The organism is Neobacillus ginsengisoli, assembly GCF_030813055.1.
The window spans coordinates 209,096-234,310 of sequence record NZ_JAUSTW010000002.1 but is presented as its reverse complement, the minus strand read 5'-3'; the positions used below and the strand labels follow the sequence as shown (position 1 = coordinate 234,310).

At 37.2% G+C, this 25,215-nt stretch carries 28 protein-coding genes; 11 read left to right on the top strand and 17 right to left on the bottom strand.

The features are described from left to right. The first annotated feature begins 171 nt into the window (after positions 1 to 171). The gene (locus J2S10_RS06570; RefSeq protein WP_307405642.1) at positions 172 to 354 is read left to right on the top strand and encodes a YjzD family protein; all 183 of its coding nucleotides are present in this window, start codon (positions 172 to 174) and stop codon (positions 352 to 354) included. A 71-nt stretch (positions 355 to 425) separates the two neighbouring features. Here the strand turns inward: J2S10_RS06570 and clpB are convergent, their stop codons facing one another. After that, the gene (gene clpB, locus J2S10_RS06565) at positions 426 to 3,020 is read right to left on the bottom strand and encodes an ATP-dependent chaperone ClpB (protein ID WP_307405641.1); all 2,595 of its coding nucleotides are present in this window, start codon (positions 3,018 to 3,020) and stop codon (positions 426 to 428) included. A gap of 118 nt (positions 3,021 to 3,138) precedes the next feature. Further along, on the bottom strand, positions 3,139 to 3,318 hold the full coding sequence (locus J2S10_RS06560; protein WP_307405640.1) for a YjzC family protein: 180 nt from the start codon (positions 3,316 to 3,318) through the stop codon (positions 3,139 to 3,141). Positions 3,319 to 3,741: 423 nt separating this feature from the next. Between J2S10_RS06560 and J2S10_RS06555 the strand changes: the two genes are divergently transcribed. Beyond that, positions 3,742 to 4,386 (top strand): Crp/Fnr family transcriptional regulator, encoded by a 645-nt coding sequence (locus J2S10_RS06555; protein WP_307406756.1) that lies wholly within the window; start codon positions 3,742 to 3,744, stop codon positions 4,384 to 4,386. Between the two features lie 67 nt (positions 4,387 to 4,453). On the opposite strand, the gene J2S10_RS06550 is transcribed toward J2S10_RS06555, so the two are convergent. The 3 genes from J2S10_RS06550 to J2S10_RS06540 all read right to left on the bottom strand — a co-directional run bounded on the left by J2S10_RS06550 (position 4,454) and on the right by J2S10_RS06540 (position 7,206). After that, positions 4,454 to 5,179, bottom strand: coding sequence for a YwiC-like family protein (locus J2S10_RS06550; RefSeq protein ID WP_307405639.1), 726 nt, complete (start codon positions 5,177 to 5,179; stop codon positions 4,454 to 4,456). Between the two features lie 225 nt (positions 5,180 to 5,404). Then, on the bottom strand, positions 5,405 to 5,953 hold the full coding sequence (gene mobB, locus J2S10_RS06545) for a molybdopterin-guanine dinucleotide biosynthesis protein B (RefSeq protein WP_307405638.1): 549 nt from the start codon (positions 5,951 to 5,953) through the stop codon (positions 5,405 to 5,407). After that, positions 5,941 to 7,206, bottom strand: coding sequence for a molybdopterin molybdotransferase MoeA (locus tag J2S10_RS06540; RefSeq protein WP_307405637.1), 1,266 nt, complete (start codon positions 7,204 to 7,206; stop codon positions 5,941 to 5,943). Before J2S10_RS06540 ends, mobB begins: the two co-directional genes overlap by 13 nt. Before the next feature lie 247 nt (positions 7,207 to 7,453). On the opposite strand from J2S10_RS06540, the gene ric reads away from it, so the two are divergent. Next, the gene (gene ric, locus J2S10_RS06535) at positions 7,454 to 8,152 is read left to right on the top strand and encodes an iron-sulfur cluster repair di-iron protein (RefSeq protein ID WP_307405636.1); all 699 of its coding nucleotides are present in this window, start codon (positions 7,454 to 7,456) and stop codon (positions 8,150 to 8,152) included. 78 nt (positions 8,153 to 8,230) lie between these two features. Here the strand turns inward: ric and moaA are convergent, their stop codons facing one another. Next, positions 8,231 to 9,247, bottom strand: coding sequence for a GTP 3',8-cyclase MoaA (gene moaA / locus J2S10_RS06530; RefSeq protein WP_307405635.1), 1,017 nt, complete (start codon positions 9,245 to 9,247; stop codon positions 8,231 to 8,233). A gap of 357 nt (positions 9,248 to 9,604) precedes the next feature. Here moaA and J2S10_RS06525 point away from each other — a divergent pair, with 357 nt between their 5' ends. Beyond that, complete coding sequence (locus J2S10_RS06525) at positions 9,605 to 10,303, top strand: Crp/Fnr family transcriptional regulator (RefSeq protein WP_307405634.1); 699 nt, start codon at positions 9,605 to 9,607, stop codon at positions 10,301 to 10,303. A 109-nt stretch (positions 10,304 to 10,412) separates the two neighbouring features. On the opposite strand, the gene J2S10_RS06520 is transcribed toward J2S10_RS06525, so the two are convergent. From J2S10_RS06520 to J2S10_RS06510, 3 genes are all read right to left on the bottom strand, one after another. Beyond that, positions 10,413 to 11,537 carry a TIGR04053 family radical SAM/SPASM domain-containing protein gene (locus J2S10_RS06520; RefSeq protein WP_307405633.1) on the bottom strand — a complete coding sequence of 375 codons (1,125 nt, stop codon included), beginning with the start codon at positions 11,535 to 11,537 and terminating at the stop codon, positions 10,413 to 10,415. A 176-nt stretch (positions 11,538 to 11,713) separates the two neighbouring features. Further along, positions 11,714 to 12,022 (bottom strand): metal-sulfur cluster assembly factor, encoded by a 309-nt coding sequence (locus J2S10_RS06515; RefSeq protein WP_307405632.1) that lies wholly within the window; start codon positions 12,020 to 12,022, stop codon positions 11,714 to 11,716. Positions 12,023 to 12,046: 24 nt separating this feature from the next. Further along, positions 12,047 to 12,817: a prolyl oligopeptidase family serine peptidase gene (locus J2S10_RS06510; protein ID WP_307405629.1), complete on the bottom strand. Its 771-nt coding sequence runs from the start codon at positions 12,815 to 12,817 to the stop codon at positions 12,047 to 12,049. A gap of 216 nt (positions 12,818 to 13,033) precedes the next feature. On the opposite strand from J2S10_RS06510, the gene J2S10_RS06505 reads away from it, so the two are divergent. The 3 genes from J2S10_RS06505 (at position 13,034) to J2S10_RS06495 (ending at position 14,311) form a co-directional block, all read left to right on the top strand. Next, complete coding sequence (locus tag J2S10_RS06505; RefSeq protein ID WP_307405626.1) at positions 13,034 to 13,846, top strand: Cof-type HAD-IIB family hydrolase; 813 nt, start codon at positions 13,034 to 13,036, stop codon at positions 13,844 to 13,846. Positions 13,847 to 13,956: 110 nt separating this feature from the next. Then, on the top strand, positions 13,957 to 14,109 hold the full coding sequence (locus tag J2S10_RS06500) for a hypothetical protein (protein WP_307405624.1): 153 nt from the start codon (positions 13,957 to 13,959) through the stop codon (positions 14,107 to 14,109). Position 14,110: 1 nt separating this feature from the next. Continuing rightward, a complete protein-coding gene (locus tag J2S10_RS06495; RefSeq protein WP_307405622.1) occupies positions 14,111 to 14,311 on the top strand; it encodes a DUF3813 domain-containing protein in 201 nt (66 codons plus the stop codon). A 36-nt stretch (positions 14,312 to 14,347) separates the two neighbouring features. On the opposite strand, the gene J2S10_RS06490 is transcribed toward J2S10_RS06495, so the two are convergent. Beyond that, a complete protein-coding gene (locus J2S10_RS06490) occupies positions 14,348 to 14,761 on the bottom strand; it encodes a C2 domain-containing protein (RefSeq protein WP_307405620.1) in 414 nt (137 codons plus the stop codon). Positions 14,762 to 14,808: 47 nt separating this feature from the next. Beyond that, positions 14,809 to 15,651, bottom strand: a complete 843-nt coding sequence (locus J2S10_RS06485) for a YitT family protein (RefSeq protein ID WP_307405618.1) — start codon at positions 15,649 to 15,651, stop codon at positions 14,809 to 14,811. Between the two features lie 128 nt (positions 15,652 to 15,779). On the opposite strand from J2S10_RS06485, the gene J2S10_RS06480 reads away from it, so the two are divergent. Continuing rightward, entirely contained in the window at positions 15,780 to 16,640 is an 861-nt protein-coding gene (locus J2S10_RS06480) for a DegV family protein (RefSeq protein WP_307405616.1), read from the top strand. Between the two features lie 79 nt (positions 16,641 to 16,719). Here J2S10_RS06480 and J2S10_RS06475 read toward each other — a convergent pair whose 3' ends face one another. Both J2S10_RS06475 and J2S10_RS06470 read right to left on the bottom strand, forming a co-directional pair. Beyond that, complete coding sequence (locus tag J2S10_RS06475) at positions 16,720 to 16,851, bottom strand: DUF3941 domain-containing protein (protein WP_007087076.1); 132 nt, start codon at positions 16,849 to 16,851, stop codon at positions 16,720 to 16,722. A 73-nt stretch (positions 16,852 to 16,924) separates the two neighbouring features. Further along, on the bottom strand, positions 16,925 to 17,788 hold the full coding sequence (locus tag J2S10_RS06470) for a CvfB family protein (protein ID WP_307405613.1): 864 nt from the start codon (positions 17,786 to 17,788) through the stop codon (positions 16,925 to 16,927). A 145-nt stretch (positions 17,789 to 17,933) separates the two neighbouring features. Here J2S10_RS06470 and J2S10_RS06465 point away from each other — a divergent pair, with 145 nt between their 5' ends. Further along, the gene (locus tag J2S10_RS06465) at positions 17,934 to 18,425 is read left to right on the top strand and encodes a YajQ family cyclic di-GMP-binding protein (protein WP_307405612.1); all 492 of its coding nucleotides are present in this window, start codon (positions 17,934 to 17,936) and stop codon (positions 18,423 to 18,425) included. 118 nt (positions 18,426 to 18,543) lie between these two features. Next, a complete protein-coding gene (locus J2S10_RS06460) occupies positions 18,544 to 19,416 on the top strand; it encodes an SDR family oxidoreductase (RefSeq protein WP_307405605.1) in 873 nt (290 codons plus the stop codon). 47 nt (positions 19,417 to 19,463) lie between these two features. On the opposite strand, the gene J2S10_RS06455 is transcribed toward J2S10_RS06460, so the two are convergent. Next, positions 19,464 to 20,990 carry an alpha-amylase family glycosyl hydrolase gene (locus tag J2S10_RS06455; protein ID WP_307405603.1) on the bottom strand — a complete coding sequence of 509 codons (1,527 nt, stop codon included), beginning with the start codon at positions 20,988 to 20,990 and terminating at the stop codon, positions 19,464 to 19,466. A 111-nt stretch (positions 20,991 to 21,101) separates the two neighbouring features. Then, entirely contained in the window at positions 21,102 to 22,949 is a 1,848-nt protein-coding gene (gene asnB, locus J2S10_RS06450; protein ID WP_307405601.1) for an asparagine synthase (glutamine-hydrolyzing), read from the bottom strand. Between the two features lie 168 nt (positions 22,950 to 23,117). Between asnB and J2S10_RS06445 the strand changes: the two genes are divergently transcribed. Next, positions 23,118 to 23,681: a DUF2777 domain-containing protein gene (locus J2S10_RS06445; RefSeq protein ID WP_307405599.1), complete on the top strand. Its 564-nt coding sequence runs from the start codon at positions 23,118 to 23,120 to the stop codon at positions 23,679 to 23,681. A gap of 539 nt (positions 23,682 to 24,220) precedes the next feature. Here J2S10_RS06445 and J2S10_RS06440 read toward each other — a convergent pair. Together J2S10_RS06440 and J2S10_RS06435 are read right to left on the bottom strand one after the other, a co-directional pair. Beyond that, positions 24,221 to 24,580, bottom strand: coding sequence for a YisL family protein (locus tag J2S10_RS06440; protein ID WP_307405597.1), 360 nt, complete (start codon positions 24,578 to 24,580; stop codon positions 24,221 to 24,223). A 173-nt stretch (positions 24,581 to 24,753) separates the two neighbouring features. Then, the gene (locus tag J2S10_RS06435; RefSeq protein ID WP_307405595.1) at positions 24,754 to 25,146 is read right to left on the bottom strand and encodes a globin domain-containing protein; all 393 of its coding nucleotides are present in this window, start codon (positions 25,144 to 25,146) and stop codon (positions 24,754 to 24,756) included. Positions 25,147 to 25,215: the final 69 nt, after the last annotated feature.

Genomic DNA, 25,215 nt, shown 5'->3' with positions numbered 1-25,215 from the left:
TGTCATTTCACAAAAGATGAAAGGCAAATTGCCCATTTTTATTTTTCAATTATTACGCGTTTTTTGAGCATTTTCGCGCACGTATTAATAAAAGACGAATTTGCCGTTTTCTATTTTAAAAACATATGGTATTATGAAAAAAGATGTAAATTAGGTTAGAGGTGAAAAATAGTGCGATACTTTTGGACTTTTTTCTGGTCTTTTCTTCTTGTAGAAATGCTAACTTACGTAGTAAGTTCTATGATTGGTACTGCTTTTGATTTTAAAACCGGCGCCATTTTATCCGTTGTTGTAACCATTTTGGTATTCATTGTCTCAACTTTGATTCCAAATGAACCAGTTGAACATCATTAATGTTTATGAAAAGGTCATCCTGCAGCAGGGATGACCTTTTCTAATGAATAAACATTCCCCCGCTCCTGGGATTATTGTATTTTTAACCTTAATTCGTTATATTCTACTGTTATTTCTACTCTGGAATGATCATGTACTTTTCCGGCAATTAGTTCCCGCGCGAGTTTGGTTTCAATATTTCTTTGTAAATATCGTTTCAAGGGTCTTGCTCCATAAATTGGGTCAAAGCCGTTTACAGCGATATATTCCTTTGCTTCTTCACTTATAGAAATTTCAATATGTTGTTCCTTTAGTCTATTCTCCAGGTCAATTAACAACTTTACAACAATTGACTTTATTTCTTCAAGTGATAAAGGCTTAAACATGATTGTTTCATCAATCCTATTTAAAAATTCAGGTCGGAAATGCCCTCTTAATTGATGTAAAACCATTTCCTTTGTGTTCTCACTAATCTCAATTTCATTTTCGCTTGTCTCCAGCAAAAATTGCGACCCTATATTAGATGTCATGATAATTACAGTATTTTTAAAGTCCACGATTCTTCCTTGAGAATCGGTTATTCTTCCGTCATCAAGTGCTTGTAATAAGATATTAAATACTTCCGGATGTGCTTTTTCAATTTCATCCATCAATATAACAGAATAAGGCCTTCTCCTCACAGCTTCGGTTAGTTGCCCGCCCTCTTCATATCCAACATAACCCGGGGGAGCCCCAATCAACCTTGAAACTGAAAATTTTTCCATATACTCAGACATATCAATCCGAATCATCTGTTCTTCACTATCAAATAAAGACTCTGCCAGAGCTTTTGCCAGTTCTGTTTTCCCAACACCTGTGGGTCCCAGAAATAGAAAGGAACCGATTGGTCTGTTCGGATCTTTAATACCGGCGCGTGCTCGTAACACTGCATCCGATACCAATTGCACTGCTTCATTCTGACCGATAACCCTCTGATGCAAAAGTGATTCCAATTTCAAAAGCTTTTCTCTTTCACCTTCTACTAATTTTGATAGCGGGATTCCTGTCCATCGTGAAACGATATTAGATATTTCTTCTCCGGTTACTTCCTCACGAAGCAAACGCTCACCCTTTACAGTGATTGTTTCCAACTCTCTTAGTTCTTTTTCTGCTAAAGGAATTTGGCCGTGGCGAAGTTCAGCCGCACGATTTAAATCGTACTGATCCTCAGCCTGTTGCAATTCCCTTCGAAGTTTTTCAAGTTGTTCTCTTTTTTCCTGCAATTTTTGAATGCTCTGCTTTTCATGCATCCATCTTGCTTTCATCGCATTTGCCACTTCTTTTAAATCAGCAAGTTCTTTTAAAAGTGTTTCAAGCCTTTGTTTGCTTCCTTCATCCTGCTCTTTCCTTAATGCCGCCTCCTCGATTTCTAATTGCATAACCCTCCGTGTTACTTCATCCAACTCAGTCGGCATTGAATCAATTTCTGTACGAACAAGTGCACATGCTTCATCAACTAAATCAATCGCTTTATCGGGAAGGAATCGATCTGTAATATACCGATCTGATAGAGTAGCAGCAGCTACAAGTGCATGATCATGAATTTTTACACCATGATGAACTTCAAACCGTTCTTTTAAGCCTCGTAATATGGAAATCGTATCTTCAACATTCGGTTCCTGAACGAGGACTTGTTGAAACCTGCGTTCGAGTGCCGGGTCTTTTTCAATATATTTCCGGTGTTCATCAAGCGTAGTCGCACCGATACAATGTAGCTCCCCTCGTGCAAGCATCGGTTTTAACATATTGCCTGCATCCATTGCTCCTTCCATTTTACCTGCACCTACGATGGTATGAAGCTCATCGATAAATAGCAAAATTTTACCTTCGCTTTTTTTAACTTCATTTAAGACAGCTTTTAATCTTTCTTCAAATTCACCTCTGAATTTTGCTCCGGCAATTAACGCACTCATGTCTAATGAGAAAATGGTTTTATCTTTCAGTCCTTCCGGTACATCTTTTCTTACAATTCTTTGGGCAAGCCCTTCTACGATAGCTGTTTTCCCTACGCCCGGTTCACCGATTAGAACAGGATTATTTTTTGTTTTTCTGGATAAAATCCTAATCACATGGCGTATTTCAGAATCCCTGCCGATAACCGGATCCATTTTTCCTGCTTTTACTTCAGCTACAAGGTCCCTCCCGTATTTATTAAGTGCATCATAAACAGCCTCAGGGTTTTGTGAAGTCACTCTCTGGTTCCCCCTTATTTCCTTAATCGCATGTAAAATGTTCTCAGGTGTCTTTCCATATATTTTTAATATTTTTTTCATCTCAGATTCATTTGAATAGGCTGAAGCTAAAAGAACATGTTCAACTGATAAGAAATCATCGGAAAACTTTGATGCAAATTCCTCTGCACTTACTAATATCCTTTGCAGCTTCGCTGTAATATATAATTTTCCATGCAGGGCACCGCTTCCTGTAACTTGAGGTTTTTTTGTCATGCCCTCCAGATATGTTTTTTCAATTTTTGAGGAAGGCAATCCGGCTTTTTCTAAAATAGCAGCAATTAGGCTATCCTCTTGGTCCAAAAGTGCTAAAAATAAATGGGTTTCATCAACCTCTTGATGATTATTTTTAATAGCCATTGATTGTGCTTCCATCATCCCGTTTTGTAATCGTTCCGTCATTCGGTTTAAGTCCACTTTTCCTCACTCCTTTTTGACCTTTTTTGACCTATTATTACTATTATAAACGATTCCCCGTTTATGGTTCAAATATAAAAAGCCATCCCGCCCGGATGACTTTTTCTCTTCCATTTTATTAAGGTTTCCGCTGATAAGTCCATTTACGGTTATGATTTGATGTCTCAGGAAATGCGTCTCCGGCTTTGAGTTTTATTTTTTGAGGGTTTTTCACACCATCACCTGTTTCACCAATTTCAATATATACACCATTATTTGGCGCCTTTTGTCCTGAATTAAACTGACGGTTTTGTCCCATTCCTATTCCTCCTTTTCATGTACCTTTTTATTATTTCCTTTTCGAGGTGAGTCATTAAAGGAATATCCTGCATATTAATGCCCTATTCGACATTATTTCTAAAGAAAACTTGCTGATTGGCGAGCCGTTAGGCGAAGACAGAAGCGTAGTTGCCCTTATGCGCTCAGAATTTATGGAATAAATTCTGATTAGCCCATGAAATAGATATTAAATTTTTACTTTTTGACGATTGTATGAATTTATTCCACATTTATTGATAAATATTCTTCGTTAACAATATAATTATAGTAATATCTTGCAAATTTCGTTGACTGTCATTTATTTTTTAAATTCAAATTAGCGATTGATTTCGCCCCTTTAAAGGTGGTTATTAGCATGCAGTCAGTGGAGGAAATCCCTGTAGCGTTGACTCATCTATTCGATATGGTACATCATATTAAGAAAATTGAAAAAGGCACTTTTCTTTTTCAAGAAGGTTCGATTGCAGATGAATTATATATTGTCAAAAGCGGAATCCTTCAAATTAGTAAAATTATTCCTGATGGAAGGGAACTGACGCTAAGAATGTGTTCCGGAGGAGATTTTATTGGTGAATTAAATATATTTTCTCCGTCGGAGCGATATTTATTAACTGCACGTGTAGTTGAAAGCGGGGAAGTAGCCGTTATCTTGAAGGATGAACTGGAAGAAATGTTAGCGCAAAACCTTTCTTTATCATTGGAATTCATGAAATGGATGAGCCAGCAATATCGTAAAACACAAACAAAGTTTCGCGACTTAGTACTTCACGGAAAAAAAGGTGCCCTTTATTCAACATTAATAAGAATCACCAACAGTTTTGGAATTAAAACCAATCACGGAATTTTGATTGAATTACCATTAACGAATCAAGAATTAGCCAACTTTTGCGGCACATCTCGAGAAGTAGTCAACCGTTTACTTAGCGAGTTACGTAAAGCAAATATCATTTCTATTGATAAAGGCTCCATTACCATTCATGATCTTGAATATTTAAAAAGAGAAATTGATTGTGAGGATTGCCCAAAGGAAATTTGTAAAATTGATTAACTAGAAAAGCGCAAGCGCCCGTTTACCCACTAAATAAAAAAATCGGTCCTTTTCAAGACCGATTTTTTTATTTTAGAATAATTACTTGTACTGCCATAATGACAAAAAAGATTGCAGAATTGATAATTTCATAAATGCCAATTTGTTTAGGCGATAATGGCTTTCCGTAAAAAACAACGGCTCTCACTAAACTAGGAAAAAAAGCCATAAATACAATCCAATAGCCAAGGGTAACCCAAACGATTAATAATAATAAATGAAAAACCCATGAAATCCATTTAAATTGAACGTTCTTTTTTTCCCTTATCATGGTCTTAACAAAAAACGTACATCCTAGAAAGAATAAAACAGATGCACAAAAAATGAGGATTGATTCAAAGGTTATGATACCCGTATGTAAATAACTGCTAGCTAATCCAATGATTGAAAAGGCGAAAATTGCACTTATATCATTCATGAGTGCACGGTCCTGATTTTTTGAAGTATAAAATGCATTGATGATAAAACAAGGAATCATTAAAAGGCCAAATTTAACCAATGAAGGCCTTTGAAAAAGCGGGAAAAGCAATAACAACAATGCAGGTATAATATAGATTAAAGTCCATTTTGCATAAAAAGGGATTTTTTTTCTTTTGAATAATAGGAGCATCGGATAAGTTGCCAAATACAATAACAGCCAGCCAATAAAAAATGGGATATGAATCCATAAAAAGCCCCCATTAATCACCCCTAGCCAAAATGGGATTATGGTCATGGCCCATGCACCGTGTTGTTTCGGTAGAAATAACTTCATCACTTTCACTCCTTTATGTTGCCTACTTTTAATATAAGTTAGCGACATTGAAAAAAAAGTGAAACATATCACATGTTAAGAAAATAAAAAAGAAGGCCTAAGGGGCTGTTGTCACTTGCCCGCGCCTTCTCTTTTCCCTTTTCTGACCAAACATAATCCCCTCTTAGTATTCTAACGAACGTGAATATTTTTGCAGTGATATATGTAACAGATTTGACAATATTATTAACTTTTTGAATCAATTTTTTGAACATTTTTTTTTATTGATTGGACAGTCAAAAGCATTCCCAACTTATCCTGAATGTGGAAGAATGGAGTATTGGTTTGTTCTTCCAAGTTTCTTTTTAATTCATCCTTCCAATACATAATCACCTTTACATTGCTGACCTTTGTTAATAACGAAAGGTCATTACTTTCTCTTAACAACAATAGCTTGGGATAATTTTTTAGCTTAAAACCTTCAATCAAAATAACATCAGGTTGAAAAAACTCCATTAACTTTATTTGCTCTTCCAGGTCCCATTCTGAGTTTTCAGCTTGCAAAATCAGCCTGCCATCACCTTCAACTATAGATGCATATGCTCCTGCGACAAGATGCATAGCTGAATCCTTTTTCTGACTAACTTCCGGCTTGCCCCCATGTCCGTGATGTTTTATTATAACTGACTTTAATCCGTGTTCTTTTAATGTTTGGATTAGCTTCGAAATTACAGTAGTCTTCCCGCTATTTTGAAATCCTACCACCTGAAATATAACTGGTTTTACCAATGCCACTCACAGCCAACTTGATCATCAAGCAAAAGGACATCCACTTCGGTACCCGCTTCAAATCCCCTGGTTCCGCCTGGAAGAATCATCAAAGAATTAGCCCCGGAAAGGCTCATAATAATATTCGATTTATCGAGACCGCTCGGAGATGCTTTCAGTTTGCCACTCTCAATTGAAACTGTGGCCCTTACAAATCGTGTAAAAGGATTCGCTTTTGGGAAATCCACCTCAAGTTGCGCTTTTTCTTTTCGCAAATGCGGTTTTTCGCAAAAAAGCATTCTCCGAATAATCGGGCGTGCAAACAGTTCAAAGCCAACATAGCAGGCAGAAGGGTTTCCTGATAGACCAAATAAAATTTTCCCATTGTACTGAGCAACTGTTGAAACACTTCCTGGCCTCATGGCAACTTTATTAAATAAAACCTCTGCACCCAGCTTTTCATAAATAGCCGGAAGATAATCAAAGTCTCCAACCGAAACGCCGCCTGTTGTAATTAACAGATCAACTTCATTTAATGCATTTTTAACAGCCTCAAAACAGGTATCAAATTCATCCGGCAGCTTGCCATAGTAATGAACTGCCCCGCCAACTCTATGAATTTGCGCAGCAATCATATGGGAATTGCTGTTACGAATTTTCCCCGGAACCAAGTTTTCATTTACTTCTAAAAGTTCAGTTCCTGTAGCAAATAGCCCAATTAGCGGTTTTTTTGCCACCGGGACATTTTTATATCCGAATGTGGCTAGCATCGCCTGGATACCGGGATTTATTAACGTTCCTTGCTTTACTAAAATCTCGCCTTCTTTGGCATCCTCTCCACGAAAAGATACATTTTCTCCCGGTTTAAAGCTACGTTTAATTGTCATAAACGGGATGCCATTCTTCTCATGTGTTTGAGCCACTTCAAACATGACAACTGCATCGGTTCCGGTAGGCATCATCGCACCTGTCATGATTCTAACAGCTTGGTTCGGGCCAACTGCTTTATTAGATACCATACCCGCCCCAATATGATCAATCACTTCAAACTCAGTTGGATTATTTTGTGAGGATTCCTTTGTATCAACAGCTCTTACTGCGAAGCCATCATATGGTGCCCGATCAAAATGAGGCACATCGCTCGTTGCCACTAAGTCTCCCGATAAAAAGCGACCGTAGCTTTCTTCAATCGGTACCTGTTCCATTACACCAACCAATTGGTGTTCCATTATTTTTTTAACTGCTTCCCCTATTGGAATCGGTTGTCTTCTTTCAAACAATTTCATCGGCTCCTGTCTACAAACTCGGTAAAACGAAAAATTCCATTAACATTACTACTTTTTATTATAAGACTACAGAAAACTTAAAAACATATCAAATGTCACAATGTGAAGGGTTTATATCTGGTAATTTTAAAATAAATAAATCATATGATATGTGTGATTCACATCACCTTGTTTTTTTCCGAATTCTATTATGCTTAAGACAGAAATAAGCACCCTTTCAAATTTAAAGGAGGATTTCAACATGACATTTCCATTTTCAACAGATACATTAGTTAAAGATATTGTAAATAAAATACCGAAAACAAGTGATGTTTTCAAAAAGAACCGCATCGATTTTTGCTGTGGTGGAAATATTCCTTTATCCCAAGCCGCTGCCCAAAATGGTCTTAATATGGACTCATTAATAAAAGAGCTAAAAATGGTTTATGAAAAAAGCAAATCTGCTGAAACTAATTTAGAAGTATGGACCAATTCTGATACAAACACGATTATTGATCATGTTATTACCCAATACCACCATACAACTGAAGAAGAATTAGCGTTGCTTAGCCCTTATGTAACAAAAGTATCTCGTGTTCATGGTGACCATCATCCGGAGCTTTTAAAAGTTTATGAACTTTTTTATGAATTTAAAAAAGAAATGATTGAACACATGGCTAAAGAGGAAGCTGAAGTATTCCCGTTAATTAGACAGCTTGCCGGTAATACGATTGAAAATCGTCAGGAAGCAATTGCAATGATAGTTGAACTAGAAAAAGAACATGACCATGCAGGAGAAATTTTAAGAGAACTCCGTGCAGTTACCTCTGATTTTACACTACCGTTAGATGCATGCGGTACGTACAGTCTAGTATATAAGCGCTTAGAAGAGCTGGAGGGGCATACCTTTATGCATGTTCATCTTGAGAATAACATTCTGTTCCCTAGGTACCTCGTATAGGACTTCAAAAGGCCTGCTTTCAATAAGCAGGCCTTTTTTCTTGCAGAAAAAAGCTCTCTTTCATTGAAGAGAGTCTTTTTAACCGCCAATATAGGACATTTCAATTTTTTTTCGATTTTTGTATGTTTCAGCTGTCCTTTCATCTGAATACCTGTCGTCTCTTCCATTCCATATTTCGGCTATTCGGTTGCTTAATTCTTCATCCGTCGCACCGTTTCTCATGAAATTTCGGATATCATGACCATTCCCATTAAATAAACAAGTAAAAATCTGTCCATTTGCTGATAAGCGTGACCGCGTGCAGCTACTACAAAACGATTCTGATACAGAAGTGATAAACCCTACATTGACGTCAGTTTCTTTATAACGATAAAGCTTTGCCACTTCACCGAAATAATGCGGATCTACCGGCTCAAGTTCAAAATGTTCTTTTAACATCTCAAAAATTTGCTTTTTCGTAATGACATCATCCATTTTCCAGCCATTTGTTGCGCCCACGTCCATAAACTCAATATAGCGAAGCTCCAGACCATTATTTTTACAGTATTCTGCCATTGGAATTATTTCTGTATCATTTAGGCCCTTCTTTACGACCATGTTAATTTTAACGCCAAGTCCGGCCTGTTTGGCCGCTTCAATACCTTCCAGAACAGGTTTTACACCAATACCGCGCCCGTTTATATTTCCGAATAGCTCATCGTTTAAGCTATCAAGGCTTACGTTTACTCTCTTTAGACCTGCTTCTTTTAATTTAACTGCCAACTTCGGAAGCAGGACCCCGTTCGTGGTTAATCCAATATCTTTAAGTCCATCAATAGTTGAAAGTTTTTTTACAAGCACAGGCAAATCTTTCCTTAGAAGGGGTTCTCCACCGGTTAGACGGATTTTCTCCACACCTATATTCACAAAAATTCTGGCTAAGCGTTCAATTTCTTCATAACTAAGTAAGGCTGTCTTTGGGAGGAAGACAAAATCAGGCCCGAATTTATCTGCAGGCATACAATACTGACAACGAAAATTACAGCGATCAATTACTGAAATCCGCAAATCATGTAAAGGTCTATTTAATTTATCTTTAATAATGGTTTTTTCCATTTAATCAACTCCATTATTTTTAAAGAGCTATTTATTTCCCAGTGTATCAAGCTTTGGTTAATAAGGCTGTTATTTTATTCACTGTTGTTACCATAATATTTATCTTAACAGATGATTTAGTATGAACAAATAATTGTTTTTGGAAAATTTTTTTCTCTTTCCACTATAAAATCAACCTTGTTATCTATCTTACTTAATGGATAAAGGTTATTTTCCTCTAAAAATCAAATTAAGTTTTCACTATATTGTCATTGTTTACATCATTTTATTGCATCATCATGAGTTAAAATGTTAGTAACAAATCCAACTGTGAACTTTAAAGACTGATTTATCATTATAAATTAGAGGTGAACGTGAATGATAACTACAGTAAAACCCACCCATTCATTAGAAATAAAAGAATTACTTAAATTTACTGACCGGAAATTTAGAAGTGAAAGAGGAACCTACTTATTTCAAGAAGGAATGCTTGCTGAAGAGCTATATATTATTATTTCGGGTAAAGTTCAAATTAGCAAAATAACTAGTGACGGACGTGAACTTTCCTTAAGAATTTGTGGAGAAAATGATATTTGCGGAGAATTAACTTTATTTACCAACGACCCTAAATATTTATTAAGTGCCAAAATATTAGAAGAGGGTGAAGTCGTCGCCATTAAAAAAGACTTCATTGAAAGTGAAATTTTTCAGAACAGTAAGCTTGCTTTTGAATTTATGAAATGGATGAGTGATCATTTCCGAAAAACTCAAACGAAATTTCGTGACCTGGTATTGAACGGAAAACGCGGTGCCCTCTTCTCTACACTTATTCGGATGTCAAATAGTTATGGTATTCATAAAGAAAATGAAATTCTAATCGACCTGCCATTAACCAATCAAGAGCTGGCTAATTTCTGCGGAACCTCTCGAGAAAGCACGAATCGAATTCTTAGTGATTTAAAGAAAGATAACATTATTTCCGTTAAAAAAGGGAAAATTTCAATTATGAATTTGCAATATTTAAAGGATGAAATCGGCTGTGAAAATTGCCCTGCTGTTTATTGCAGTATTGAGTAAAGTTATTAAGGGATGGGAAACCATCCCCTTTATTTTGCCGTAAAATTGTTTCGTTTCCAATAACACTTTTTCATAAGTCAAGATAATGGCACGGACCAATCAAATATACTTAGTGCGCTTGTTTTTCTCTTAAAGCCTTAGGAATATATACACAGAATGGTTCACTTTCAAGATAGTCACCTGTCATTGCATAAGCTCTTGACCTTGAACCGCCACACACATGACGGAATTCACAAACCCCGCATTTTCCTTTATAGAGATCAGGATTTCTCAATGATTGAAATATAGGTGAATTACGATAAATTTCAGCTAATGGCTGCTCACGGACATTTCCGGCTTTTACAGGAAGAAGACCGCTTGGGTAAACATCCCCAATATGTGATATGAAAACAAAACCATTACCATCGTTAACTCCTTTTGGCGCCCGTCCAAGACCATCAATAGAGCCTGTTAAACCTTGCTCAGTTAATGCATTTAAATAATCAATTTCAGAAGTTTGTTCTTTCGCTTCCCGCATTTTTTGCTGTATAACGACCCTGCGGTAATGCTGAGCAGCCGTTGTTTTAATATCAAAGGATACTTTTTTGCTAAGGTCATAAAGCCATCTGAATACTTTTTCGTGTTCGACAGGTGAAATCATATCCGATTCTTGCCCTCTACCTGTTGGAACAAGGAAAAAAACACTCCATAAAACGCAATCCAAATCTTCAACCATTTTTGCCATGTCATCCAGATAGTTAATATTGTATCTTGAAATGACTGTATTTATTTGAATCGGAATTTCAAGTTCATGCAAGTATTTTATTCTTTCCATTGTAAGATCAAAAGATCCGGCGGTTCCCCTGAAATGATCATGGACTTCTGCAGTCGGACCGTCAATACTAAAGGCCCAACGGGATAGACCCACTTCTTTTGCCTTTTCAATTGCTTCCTTCGTTACATTTGGTGTAGCACTCGGAGTCATCGATACCCTTATGCCTTTTTCAACTGCATATTTTGCTATATTAAATACGTCTTCTCTCATTAACGGGTCTCCACCGGTAAATACAAGCATTGGATTATTCATCTCATATATTTGATCGATTAACTGTTTTCCTTCTTCAAATGACAATTCACGAGGATCCCTTCGGTACTGTGCTTCCGCACGGCAATGAAGACACTTTAATTGACACGCACGGGTAAGCTCCCAAATAACAATAAACGGGTCTTTATTAAAATCACGGCTAAAAGCCATATGAGACGCCTCCTAAAAACGACTATTTCAAAAACATAAGCCTTAATACTCTGTATTATAAAGGTGTTTATTGTTGAAAAAAGTGAATTACTTCACTAACTGTGCGTTATATTTGTCCGATTTGTGAAAAAAAAAACAGCAGTATTTTCTGCTGTTTTTAGGAAATCATCAAATCCTTAGCGAATACCAAGAGCAATTTTCGCATACCGTGACATCATTTCTTTGTTCCATGGCGGGTTAAAAACGATATTAACATCTACATCTTTGATTTCGGGAATATCTGCTAATGCTCTTTTTACCTGGTCTACGATGGTTCCTGCAAGGGGGCAGCCCATTGAAGTTAAGGTCATGGTCACCGTAACTTTGCCTTCTTCATCCATTTCCACATTATAAACTAAGCCTAAATTGACTATATCGACACCCAGTTCAGGATCGACAACAAGTTCTAAAGCACCCATGATATTTTCTTTCAATTCTTCATTCATCGTTAAATCACTCCTAAATATTAATTATAAAAGGGATTTTTCAAACCATTCAACAGTAGCTTTAAGACCTATTCTGCTCACCTTGTGACCTGCATGCTCCTCTGATAAAAACATAAGCTTTTCGGGATTTATACTATAGTCATCCTTAATCGATTCAAAAAATTTGAACGTTAAGGAGTAGGGAACAATTGGATCATTTTTTGCATGCCAGAACAGTAATGGCCGGTTTTCAAGTTTTTCGGGATGCAGGCTTAAATCGTAGTCACGTAAAATTGCTAATTGATCTGCTATTTGTCCTTCAGAAAAGGGAATAGAATATCCCTGCTTTTGAAATTGATCTATTTGCCATAGCGAGAATTGTTCGTATGCCGGCATTCCCATTAAACTGGCTGCAGCTTTAATCCATCGATATTGAGTCAATGCACCCAATGTTACGATACCACCCATCGAGGTCCCTGCGAGCCCGATTCTTTGTGGATCTGCCAAACCGCTTTGTACATAATATTCTTTAATTGTATTTATTTCTTGAATTGTTTTTATGACAATTTCCCAAAAATGGGTGTATATATCTTTCTGCGAAAAACTCCCTTCTCTTTCACCATGAAATAACGCATCAGGTAAAATAACGCGAAACCCCTTTTCTGCAAATAAATATGCATAATGGAGATTATGTTCTTTAGCGCTTGTTATGCCATGGATAAAAATAATAGTCGGAAGCTTATATTGATTTTCTCCTTTTTTGACGACATGTAAAAGGGGAATATTATTGATATATTCCTTTTCAATGAAGATCACTTCTGAAATCCTCCTGATGCACAATTAAGTATAAATGCAAATAAAATCTTTTGGTGTGAATTTTTTTACATATTAGATATAAAATTGTTAACATAGTAAGTATAGAACTAATTCCATGCAATGTAAAAATTTCATAATTGTAGTGTATCATGTAGACATACTTTTTTCCTAAAGCAAGCACTTTTTGCTTATAAATCATATTAAGAAGGAGTCCATATGACAGAGAGACATTTAATCGCTTTAGATTTAGATGGAACATTATTAAAAGATGATAAAACAATTTCATTAAAAAATAAGGAAATTTTAAAAAAGGCAAGAGAAGAAGGACATATTGTCATGATTGCTACGGGCAGGCCATACAGATCCAGTGAAATGTATTACCATGAGCTGGAATTGGACACACCGATTGTTAATTTTAATGGTGCTTTCATGCATCATCCCCGAAACCCAAGCTGGGGCTATTATCATGAACCGCTTGATATTAAAGTCGCCAAGGATATTGTTGAAACTTGCAGAGCGTATCAGTTTCACAATATTATCGCTGAGGTAATTGACGATGTCTATTTTCATTATCATGATGAAAAATTGTTGGACATTTTTGGTTTTGGAAATCCGAAAATAACTACAGGTGATTTATGTAATTATTTAAATGATTCTCCGACGAGTATGTTAATCCATACAGAAGAAGACCAGCTACATGTGATTCGTCAACATTTATCCGATGTGCATGCAGAAGTCATTGATCAACGGAGCTGGGCTGCCCCATGGCATGTGATTGAAATTATCAGAGCCGGCTTAAATAAAGCTGTTGGTTTGAAAAAAGCTTCTGAATTTTTTCAAATTCCTGCAGAAAGGATTATTGCTTTTGGTGATGAAGATAATGACCTTGAAATGCTTGAATTTGCCGGACATGGTATTGCGATGGGAAATGCTATTGAAAAAGTAAAAAACATTGCAAATGAAGTCACTCTTACAAATGAAGAAGATGGCATAGGTATTTACTTAGCTGATTTTTTAAATATAAAATAGTCACAAAACAGCCATTGATTACCTAAATGAACCCGCCAAAGATAGAGCATACTATTTTTTGAGGCAGCGTTGCTGTTTCAAGAAAGCTTGGGCATATTGGAGGGATTCGAATGGGTAAACGAAACAAATCAAAACGCTTTGTCCAACAAGGAAAGGATACAGTTAGCAAGCATGATGAACGTATCCCTTATCACATGACCTACGCTGAAGCGGAAGCTCAGAAAATGGCCAATGTGCAAGACTCCTCACTTGGAGGAATTTAATATGGGTAACCAACTGTTCCAGGAAGCGAGAAGATTTGTGGAGATGGCGAAATCCGCCAACCCTGCTGACCGTGATGGTGCAATTGCAAAAGCGAAAAATGCTTTAAGCTCTGCTTACGCTAATTCGACTATTGCTGAGCAAAGTCAGCTCCAACAGATGCAAAATGAGCTTGATCAAGTAAATCAAAATCGGATGGATTGAAAAAAGCGGAAGCGCAAAAGAGCGCTTCCGCTTTTCTTAATAAAATCTTTGCAAAATAATAGGAAATGAATTGATAATTTGCTCTTCATTGTTTCGCTCATAAAGATACACTAATAATGAACCATTATTAGGCAATTTTTCTTTGGGGATCCGGATTTGGATTTTGAATGGTTGCCAATTCGGGTTCTTTTCTTTTATTAGAATCAGTGTTTCTTTAATATATTCCACATGTCCATCTTCGACTAAATAATAAAATTTCCCCTTTGAGGGTTTTGTTTTGCCTGTAATTAAATAATTTCCATTACTACCTGCAACCTGTACAGATTTGAAAATATTACTGTCTTCTTGGATAAACGAAACATCATTTTTGCTTTTAGTTTCACCATTGGATAACAAAGCTGTTGCTTGGAAAGGATTAAAAAGCATAAAAGCACACAATACAATTCTCATTTAAAGACCTCCTTGTAAGCCAGGAACATAGCCGCCGTATCTTTGTTCTAGTCACGTCTAAAGAACCCATAAACTCCCGTTGTTTGAATGATATTTGTAAACGCATTAGGATCGACTTCCTTAATGATTCTTTCCAAATCATAAAGCTCGTAACGGGTAATTACAATCATCATCATAGCTCTTGTTTCGTTTGAAAATGCTCCCTTTGCGGGAATCATCGTAATTCCTCTGACGAGTTTTGCATGAATCGCTTTTTTAAGTTCATCGGCTTTTTTTGTAATGATTAGTGCTGTAAGTTTGGCATGCCTAGTATGAATGGCATCTATGACTCTAGTTGATGTGTACAACGTAACAAGGGTGTATAAAGCTTTTTCCCAGCCAAAAAGATATCCTGCCGTCGCGATAATAATGCCATTTAGTAAAAACAAATAGGTACCGACCGGTTTATCCTTCATACGTGATAAAACCATGGCAATTATATCAAGACCACCCGTAGAAGCACCCCATTTTAATGTAATACCGACACCTGCTGCCAGAATTACTCCTCCGAATACAGCATTTAGAAGAATATCATGTGAAACCTCTTTTATTGGAATCAGGGTCAAAAATAATGAGGAAAGTAATACACTAAGAAAACTAAAAATCGTGAATGATTTGCCAACCTTTTTCCAGCCTAATATTGCGACTGGAATATTCAATAAAAGTAATAAAAAACCCATCGAGATATTTATCGATGTATATTCACTCAATACTTTTGATAATAATTGAGCGATACCGGTGAATCCACTTGAATAGACATTTGCAGGTATTAGAAATAAATTCATCGAGATTGCGTTTAACAATGCACCAATAATAACAATTAACACCTTTTTTGTTTGCAGCCAAAGCATTCCGCTATCCCCTTTATGATTCAAATTGATTGCTTTTTTTAATATCACTAACGAATAGATAATTGTATTTTTAGGTTGAAACCGATAAACTGAAACTAAACTAAAAAGCTTGAAAGCAGGTGAGCTTCATGCAAATAAAGATACTGGCTGACAGCGCATGCGATTTACCTCTAAGTTTTTATACTGAAAACAATGTCACTCTCATCCCTTTAAAGGTTCACGTTAATGGGCAGGAATACGAAGATGTTAAAAATATTGATTCGAAAACTGTGTATGATGCGATTCGCAGCGGGAGTGTACCAAAAACATCCCAAGCTTCCCCCCTCTTGTTTGAAGAAACCTTCACGAAAATGGCTGAAAATAATGAAGATGGAATCTACATAGCATTTTCCTCAGAACTTTCAGGAACGTTTCAGACCGCTGTTATGATTCTTGACCAAGTTAAGGAAAAATATCCAAGCTTTAATTTAACGATTGTAGACACAAAATGTGCCTCTCTAGGACAGGGGTTAATTGTTAAGGAAGCTGCTAAGCTTGCTGCAAACAATGTTTCCAAAGAGGAGATTCTAAAAGATGTTCATTTTAGAGTCCAACATATGGAACATCTTTTTACAGTTGAGGATTTAGATTATTTGGCAAAAGGTGGCCGGGTTTCTAAAGCTTCTGCTTTTCTTGGCGGTTTATTAAATATTAAGCCAGTCTTAAATGTCGAAGATGGGAAACTTGTCCCGATTGAAAAGATCCGGGGGAAAAAGAAAGTGCTACGCCGATTAATCGAGCTTATGAAGGAACGAGGAGCACATTTATCCGACCAAATAATCGGTATAAGTCATGCAGATAATGAAGAAACGGCCCTGGAAGTGAAAGCCATGATTGTGGAAGAATTTCATCCGAAAGAGGTATATATTTCCTCAATTGGTTCTGCTATTGGCGCCCATACAGGCGCAGGAACTATTTCTATCTTTTTTTTAAACCAACTGCCATCATAAAATTTTTATACAAAAAACAGAGCGAGGGTACCCCAAGCTCTGTTTTTATTCTCTAGCTTCGGCGTATCGGCTAAAGCTTTTACTTATGATCCGTTTTCTTTGAATATTGATTTTTACCTGCTTGGCGATTTTTTTCGCGCATCATATTTTTTTCATGATGAAGTGCATTATTATCTTTTGCTTTTTTATCATTATCTGATGTATGCGGCATTTAGCTTACTCCCTTCAAAATCAGTTTCTGTCATTAGTGTAAGCAATTCGAAAAGGAGTATGTACAATTTATTCTATTCCTTTTTGGCGTAGGTCCAGCTGCCTTCTTGATAAGCTTTGCCGTCCTTCATCAGTTTTCCAAGAGCTCGCTTAAATGCACCTTTACTTAAACCGAATCGTTCTTGGATATCTTCCGGCATACTTTTATCATTAAAAGGCATTGCACCATTTCTACTCATTAAATATTCGAAAATTCGCTCTGCGTCGAGGTCTTGTGCTTCCTCTTTTCTAGCGAGTAAAGAAACATTGATAGTTCCATCTTCTTTCACATCAATAATGCGCCCTTCCACTTTTTCACCTAACCGGGGCTCCTGCGGTCTTTGTGACTCATGTATAAATCCTTTAAATCCCTCAATCGTATAGACCCAGCTTCCTACCTTTGCTGTTCTGTATATGTGCCCCTGAACATTTTTGTTGAAATCGGATCTAGTGGCTTTTGTTGAAATTGATTGTATGATCTGGTCACTTGCGAGCCTTGCGTAAAGAAGATAATTGCGGTTTACCCTAAGTGTAATATAGACTAAATCCCCTACCTTTGGCCAGACTGACTTATGTACAGGAAGATCGTCAGCTCCTAATAAAATATCCTTATTAATTCCAATATCCAGAAAAACTCCTAATTCCGGATTTGTATCAGTAACTTTTACCCAAGCATAGCGACCGATGGCAACCTCAGGTATTGTGGTTGATGCAGAAGTTCTACCATGGGAATCCAAATAAAGAAACACTTCGACGCAATCTCCGTCTTCATATTCTTGGTTTGTTTCACTTTTATGTAATAATACATCTTCCGTTCCATCTGTCAAAAAATAGCCATAATCAGCTTTACGTGCAACAGTTAATGTAGTTGATTGACCAATAAGTTCTTGTAGTGACATGTTAACTCCCCTTTTTTTGTTTATGGAGCTTTTTCCAATAAGTTGTTTGAACTGATTTATTTTACTATAATGTAGCCATAAAGGGAAACTTTAGCAGGCAAGAGATTCTACATACTATTTAATAATTATCTCCGGAGGTTTTGATATGTCAAAAGATAGCTCATTTGATATTGTATCCAAAGTTGACTTTTCTGAAGTCACAAATGCCATTACACTAACGATGAAAGAAATTGGCACCCGTTACGATTTTAAAGGGAGTAAAAGCGATGTTAAGCTTGATAAAGAAGAACTGGTCCTTGTTTCAGATGATGAATATAAAATGGATCAGCTTAAAGATGTTTTGCTGGGAAAAATGATTAAAAGAGGAATTCCCATCAAAAATCTCGATTACGGAAAGGTCGAGAAAGCCTCCGGCGGTACAGTCCGTCAAAGAGCAAAGCTTGTTCAAGGTATTGATAAAGAAAATGCAAAAAAAATTAATACGATTATTAAAAATAGCGGAGTAAAGGTTAAAAGTCAGGTCCAGGACGATCAGGTACGGGTTACGGGCAAAAACCGTGACGATTTGCAAAAAATAATTTCCTTAGTCCGCGAAGCGGATCTTACCATTGATGTACAATTCATGAACTATCGTTAAAAAGACTCTAGGCTAAAGGAGATTTTTCCTTTCGTCTTTTTTACTAGTTTCTGGTATCATAATTTCACTTTTTTATCTAAAACTAACAAGTGTAATTTAGACTTGGAGGTCAACGATAATGAGCAGCAATCAAAATCAACAGAAGCAAACCTTTCCACCGCAGCATCAAAACCACCAGCCCGGAATAGAGAGTGAAATGAATCCCCGCCCTGTTTCTGTCGCTCCAAATTATAAACCGGGCGGGAAATTAGTGGGAAAAACAGCGATTATTACGGGGGGAGACAGCGGCATCGGAAAATCAGTAGCGATTTATTTTGCCAAAGAAGGCGCTGATGTGGCAATTGTTTATTTAGAAGAACATCAGGATGCAGACGAAACAAAGCAGCTGATCGAAGCGGAAGGGCGAAGATGCTTACTTTATTCTGGAGATATCGGCAGTGAAGATTATTGTAAAGAAATTACCAATAAAACGATCAAGGAATTTGGGAAATTAGATATTTTAGTGAACAATGCAGCGGAACAGCATCCGCAAAAAAGCCTTTTGAATATAACAAGGAATCAACTTGAAAAAACATTTCGAACAAATATTTTCTCCTATTTTTATATGGCAAAAATGGCTCTTCCCTTTTTAAAAACTGGAGCATCTATCATTAACACGGCATCAATAACGGCTTATGAAGGAAATGAACAGTTATTGGATTATTCCTCAACAAAAGGAGCCATTGTGTCATTTACCCGTTCATTAGCTAAATCACTTGCACCGCAAGGTATTAGAGTAAACGGGGTAGCTCCTGGACCTATATGGACTCCGTTAATCCCATCAACTTTTCCGGCAGATCAAGTGGCCACATTTGGTTCGAATACAGCAATGGGAAGAGCGGGGCAGCCTTACGAATTAGCGCCAAGCTATGTTTTCCTCGCCTCTGATGATTCTACCTATATAAGCGGTCAAATGATTCACGTAAACGGAGGAAAAATCGTCAACGGATAACCACAATATTGCGGAACGCACTGGAGGATATCCCCCAGTGCGTTTAGTTATTTTTTTCTTTTCTTTACTTTTATGAGAAATAGAACAAATAATAGGTACACAACTACCAGCGATACAATTAGCGGTATGTTTAACCCGCCTTTCTTCGCTAGTACATAAATTTCTGCTTTATCGCGATCGAGAATAATCGTATATTTATTATTCTTACTAGGAACCAGATCGCCGCCAAATAGACCCCGAAGCTCTTTCCCGCCTTCGATCTGTTTATCTGTTAACGTAACATTCTGGGATTTTTCGGTATTATTAATCGCAATTATCGCTGTTTCCCCTTTATAATAGCGTTTATAAACAGCCATTCCGTTTCTTTCATAAAGCATTTCGAACGTCCCTCTCGTTAACGAAGGAAGCTGATTTCTTAACTCACCAAGCTTTGTAATATAATCAATGAGATCTTTGTCAGCCCGGAAATTCATTTGTTTGCGGTTATCCGGAATATCCCCGCCATTTAAGGCAATTTCACTGCCGTAATAGACAACGGGGATTCCTGGGGTTGTATATAGATAGGTTAAGGCCATTTCCCAACGTGCACCCGGAAACTGTTTTTTGTCGACAATGTCCCTGGTGAATCTTACCGTATTTTCGTTATCCATAAAGTTCGCCAATAAATACGGATTTTTGCTCTGATTCAAATCCCTTTTAGAATCGGAATAAAGGGTACTGAACGATTGATCTGTATTGGCAAAAGCTCCTCTTAAATCACTGCTAAGCGGATAATTAAACATGCTGTCAATGCCTGCATCCTCATATTTTTTCAAATCCGCCGGTGTATTCTTATCCATGACCCCCAATAAGAAAAAGTTTTTCTTCTCTTGTTTTACCTCTTTTGAAAAGTCGCTCCAAAAGCTTACAGGAACGTAATTTACTTCTGGGAGACTATAACCGTCTATATCAGTTTTTTTGATCCACCATTTTGCGGCATCAATTAAATATTTTTTTACATCCGGGTTGTCCTGATTAAGGTCCGGCAAACCGTTTACCCAGCCATTTTCAAGATCTTGCTGATTGTTCCCATCCTGTACATCCTTCTTTGGATGAAACCAATTTTGTTTACTTGAATCATTAACCCATGGATTAGATTCGGCAACATTATTGGCGACAAAATCAATTAATACCTTCATTTTCCGCTTATGTGCTTCATTGACAAGTTTTTGGAAGGTCTTGATGGACCCAAAATGCTCTTCGGTTTTATAAAAATCATTCACCCAATAGCCATGATACCCATTGACGGCATTATCAAAAATTGGGGTAAGACGAATTGCTGTGAATCCCATATCATGTATGTAGTCAAGTTTATCGATTATCCCCTGAAAATCTCCACCGTTATAGGCTACAGGGTTTTTTGTATTTACATCCACATCATTTTTGACGTCACCATCATTAAATCGATCGATCATTATCGAATAAATGGATTCATCCTGCCATAAACGGTTTTCTTTTTTCACCGCTGCTGACGCAGGTAAAGCCGAAACAAGAAAAAACGACATTAAAAAAAGCGATATTATTATTTTTTTCACTGCATTTCCTCCTCATTAAAAGGGAAGAGGATAAATCCCCTTCCCTACCTCATTTTAATCTAATTATCTGTGTAATCCAAATTTAATATTGAAATAACTGTATTTTTTCTGTTAATTTACTATATTAATATTATAATCTTTAAACCATACGTGTAATTGCACAAAGTATGCTAATAGCTGAGGTCCTGTCATAAGCTGACCAAACCAAGGCTCTTTAAATGCATTCCCTCCGGATTCGACGATATTCTGTAAATAATCCTGATCAAAAAATTCATATAATGCAGAGGACTTATCGGTTAAAATTTCTTTCAATAGCTTTTGCACTGCCATTGTATATTCCGGATTATGTGTTTTTGGATAGGGACTTTTCTTACGGTACAGCACATCCTCGGGCAGGATCCCCTCAAAAGCTTTTCGGAGGAGGCCTTTTTCTCTCCCGCGATACATTTTTACATCCCATGGGATATTCCATACATATTCTACAAGTCTGTGATCTGCAAATGGTACCCTGACCTCAAGGCTGGCACCCATGCTCATACGATCCTTTCGATCGAGCAATGTGGTCATAAAGGAAATCATATTGATATAGAATAGTTCTCTCCGTTTAGACTCTTCTAAACTCTCTCCATCTAACTTCGGAGTTTCAGCAATCGCCTGTCTATACCTTTCAACTACATACTCATTCAACTTTAATTTATTGCGCCAGTGAGGCTTCAATAAAAATTGCCGCTCAGTAACCGAACGCATCCATGGGAATCCCAGCCGCTCCAAGTCGTCTTTACGATGAAACCATGGATATCCGCCGAAAATCTCGTCCGCGCATTCTCCTGAAAGGCTGACAACAAAATCCTTTTTAATTTCCTTACAAAACCACAGTAATGATGAGTCGATATCAGCCATTCCCGGGCAATCTCGAACTTGGACGGCCTCAATTAAATCATGTGCTAATTGCTGCTGACTTATGATCTTGTTATGGTGCTTCGTATCAAACTTTTTAGTGACCATATCAATATAGATACCATCAGCATTTGGCTGAAATTCATTGGCCTTAAAATACTGATCATTTCCCTCATAATCAATAGAATAAGTATGAAGCTGCCCTTTTCCCTGATCCAAAAATCCTTTTGCCGCAATAGCCGTTATAATGCTTGAATCAAGACCGCCGGATAAGAACGTACAAAGCGGAACATCTGAAACCAGCTGTCTCGTAACAGCATCTGTCACTAAAAAACGTACCTTTTCAGCCGTTTCATCAACAGTGTCCTTATGCTCATCGCTCTTTACATTCCAATAACGCCAAGTTTTTAGACCATTTTTCGAAAAGATAAGGCAATGGGCCGGTCTTAGTTCTTTTATACCTTTAAAAATACCTGTACCCGGTGATCTTGATGGCCCTAAGCCAAATATTTCAGCAAGACCCTCAGAATCAATCTCGGTTTTCATTTCAGGATTGGCTAAAATTGCCTTAATTTCCGATGCGAAAATAATTCCTTTATGATGTTCAGTAAAAAATAACGGTTTAACACCTAAACGATCACGCCCAATGAACATTTGCTCCCGACCGCTATCCCAAATTGCAAATGCATAAATACCATTCAAATGATTTACACATTCTTCCGCCCATTCTATATAGGCAGTTAACAGGACTTCTGTATCAGAATGGCCATTAAAGGAATATCCTTTAGTAAGGAGGATTTTACGGATATCTTCTGTATTATATAATTCACCATTATAACAAATGGCATATACATTGCCTTCCTTATGTTTGGACATGGGCTGCCTGCCCCCCTCAGGGTCGACAACGATCAGTCTTTTATGGCCAAAACCAACATGTTTATCTGTCCAGATGTTCGTTTCGTCAGGACCTCTTTTGGCCAGGGTATTAGCCATTTTAGCGAGAGTATCCCTTGCATTTTCTACATCCTTACTAAAATCTATCCATCCCGAAATTCCGCACACATACAAGCTCCTCTCTTTTAACAATATATCTCTTTTTTAATTTCATGCTTTTATAGTATTCAGCCCAATTTAAATGGTTAATTGTCCTAAATAAAGAGAAACAAGTTATAAATTTACAGGAAGATGTCTACAAAGAAGAATGAAAGCATCTGGCACGGAGGTTTTATGATGAATCGACAGCAACGAAGAAAACTTTACGACAATCAACAAAGGGCCTATAACGAAGGTACTGTTGAACAAATTAATGATCAATGGATATTTTTTGACGAGGAAACGGAAGAAGCGACTATGTTAGATGATTTCTTTCAGCAAGAAATCGAGATATTCCGGATGAATCGTTGGAAAAAAGGAGTATTTTTGGAAACCGGTGAAATCCGCATCGGAAAAGAGTCCACCATGCTTCGCGACCATGATTTGGTCAGGGTCAAAAAGCATTTAATTTATTCTCTTGAAAGATTATTAGATGGAGTAAATGATGATGCATTTTTCCAATTTGTCACAACGTTGAATTCATTAAATTTTTCCATTTATGATTGCATCTATTGTTATAACCATTTATCTTTTTTATCAGATGAACATCGAAAAGATGGGGTAAATTTTATGGTATTTGACAATCAGGAAGTAATTTGTAATGTCCAACATCATTTTTGCTATTACGAGAAGGTAAATGACCGTTTTGAATTCACTTTAAACACGGGAAAGAGGCTGGTAATTGAAAAAATGATTTCATAAAAAAAGGCTGACGAAACCGTCAGCTCAGGCTGTCGAAAAACCTTCGACAGCCTTTATTTTTTTTATGTCACTTTAACAATTCACCGCGTTAATTTGTTATAATATTGTTAATGCAACATGTCTGTTGATTTGCGCTCTAGGCGCTTCGCTTTCCGCGGGCGTGCCGGGGACGGTTACGGGGATTAAAGAATGCAAGTGAACAGGCTCTCCTTACAGCAGCCTGCCAAAATATAAAAAAGATTGCGACACACTTAGCCAGGTTAGAAAAAGTGTGTTGCAATTCTCTAGGTTGATTTGCCACCCTGTTGATTGGAGCGGAGGGCACTCGACTCCTGCGGGATAGAGAGGTCACGGGAGACCACGCAGGCTCCAAAGAGTCGAGGAGGCTCCCGGACCTCCCCGCGGAAAGCGAGTGCCCGGAGCGGAAATCAACAGGTCAGTTAGCAGGGCCAATCCATTATTAAAAAATTGCCGAGAAATATACTCTTTCTCGACAATCTGGGCTGACGAGACCGTCAGCTTTTTTTATGAAGAAAATTCTATGGATGAAGAATTGACATTGGCAATACAGCAAATCCTAGATACAAAACAAGTAAAAATGCGACGACAAATTGCACCCAAAAAACAGAGGTTCTTCTATTTTTGGCAACACGCGAAAGAATCATTTCGAATAATCCGATTACCCAAAGCCCGCCGACGGCCTTTAAAATATACTTCCAGTCAATGTGGTAAACTTGCATAAGTAACCCAATACCTGTCGCAATAATGATTAGGTATAATACTCTTAAAATCATCTGGATTATTTTAAACCCTTTTGCTTTACCGCTTTTATGTAAGAAAAGCGCGATTACAAATAAAATTAATGCCAGAAACCATGCCGTTACATGTGCGTGAATCATTTAGTTGCCTCCTTGTAATTCAAATGCCAAAACTATCATATCATAGGCTTCTTATAAAAATGAAATAATAACGTGTCCAAAATTGGTATAAACTCGGATAAGTAATAACTTTTTCAAAATTAAAATGCAAATCCCCTTGCACCTTGATGCAAGAGGATTCATTAAAAAATTAGTTATTCACGATCCGGACTATTTACCATAATCCCTGCTACCTGTGTCAAACGATCATAAAAAGCCTGACCTGCAGGGTTTTCATTCAAACCAATTTCATGAAACGCTTCTTTCATGCAACGAAGCCAGCACTGTGCTCTTTTCGGTGTTACTTCAAAGGGAAGATGTCTCTCTCTCATTGCAGGCGGTCCAAATTCCCGGCTATATAGAGCAGGCCCTCCTAAAAATTGCGGTAAAAACATGCGCTGCTTTCTTTTAATCTCTTCCATGTCACCCTCAAACAACGGACGCAATTCCTTATCTGCATATACTCGCGGATAAAAAGCATTTACAAGCTTATCGATTGTTTCCTGTCCACCTATTTCTGTATAAAGAGACCTGAATTTGTACTCCATTTTCTTCACCTTCTTTTAATATTCCTTTATTGTTATTAATTATAAAGTTAAAAGGGAAGGTGTTTTGTG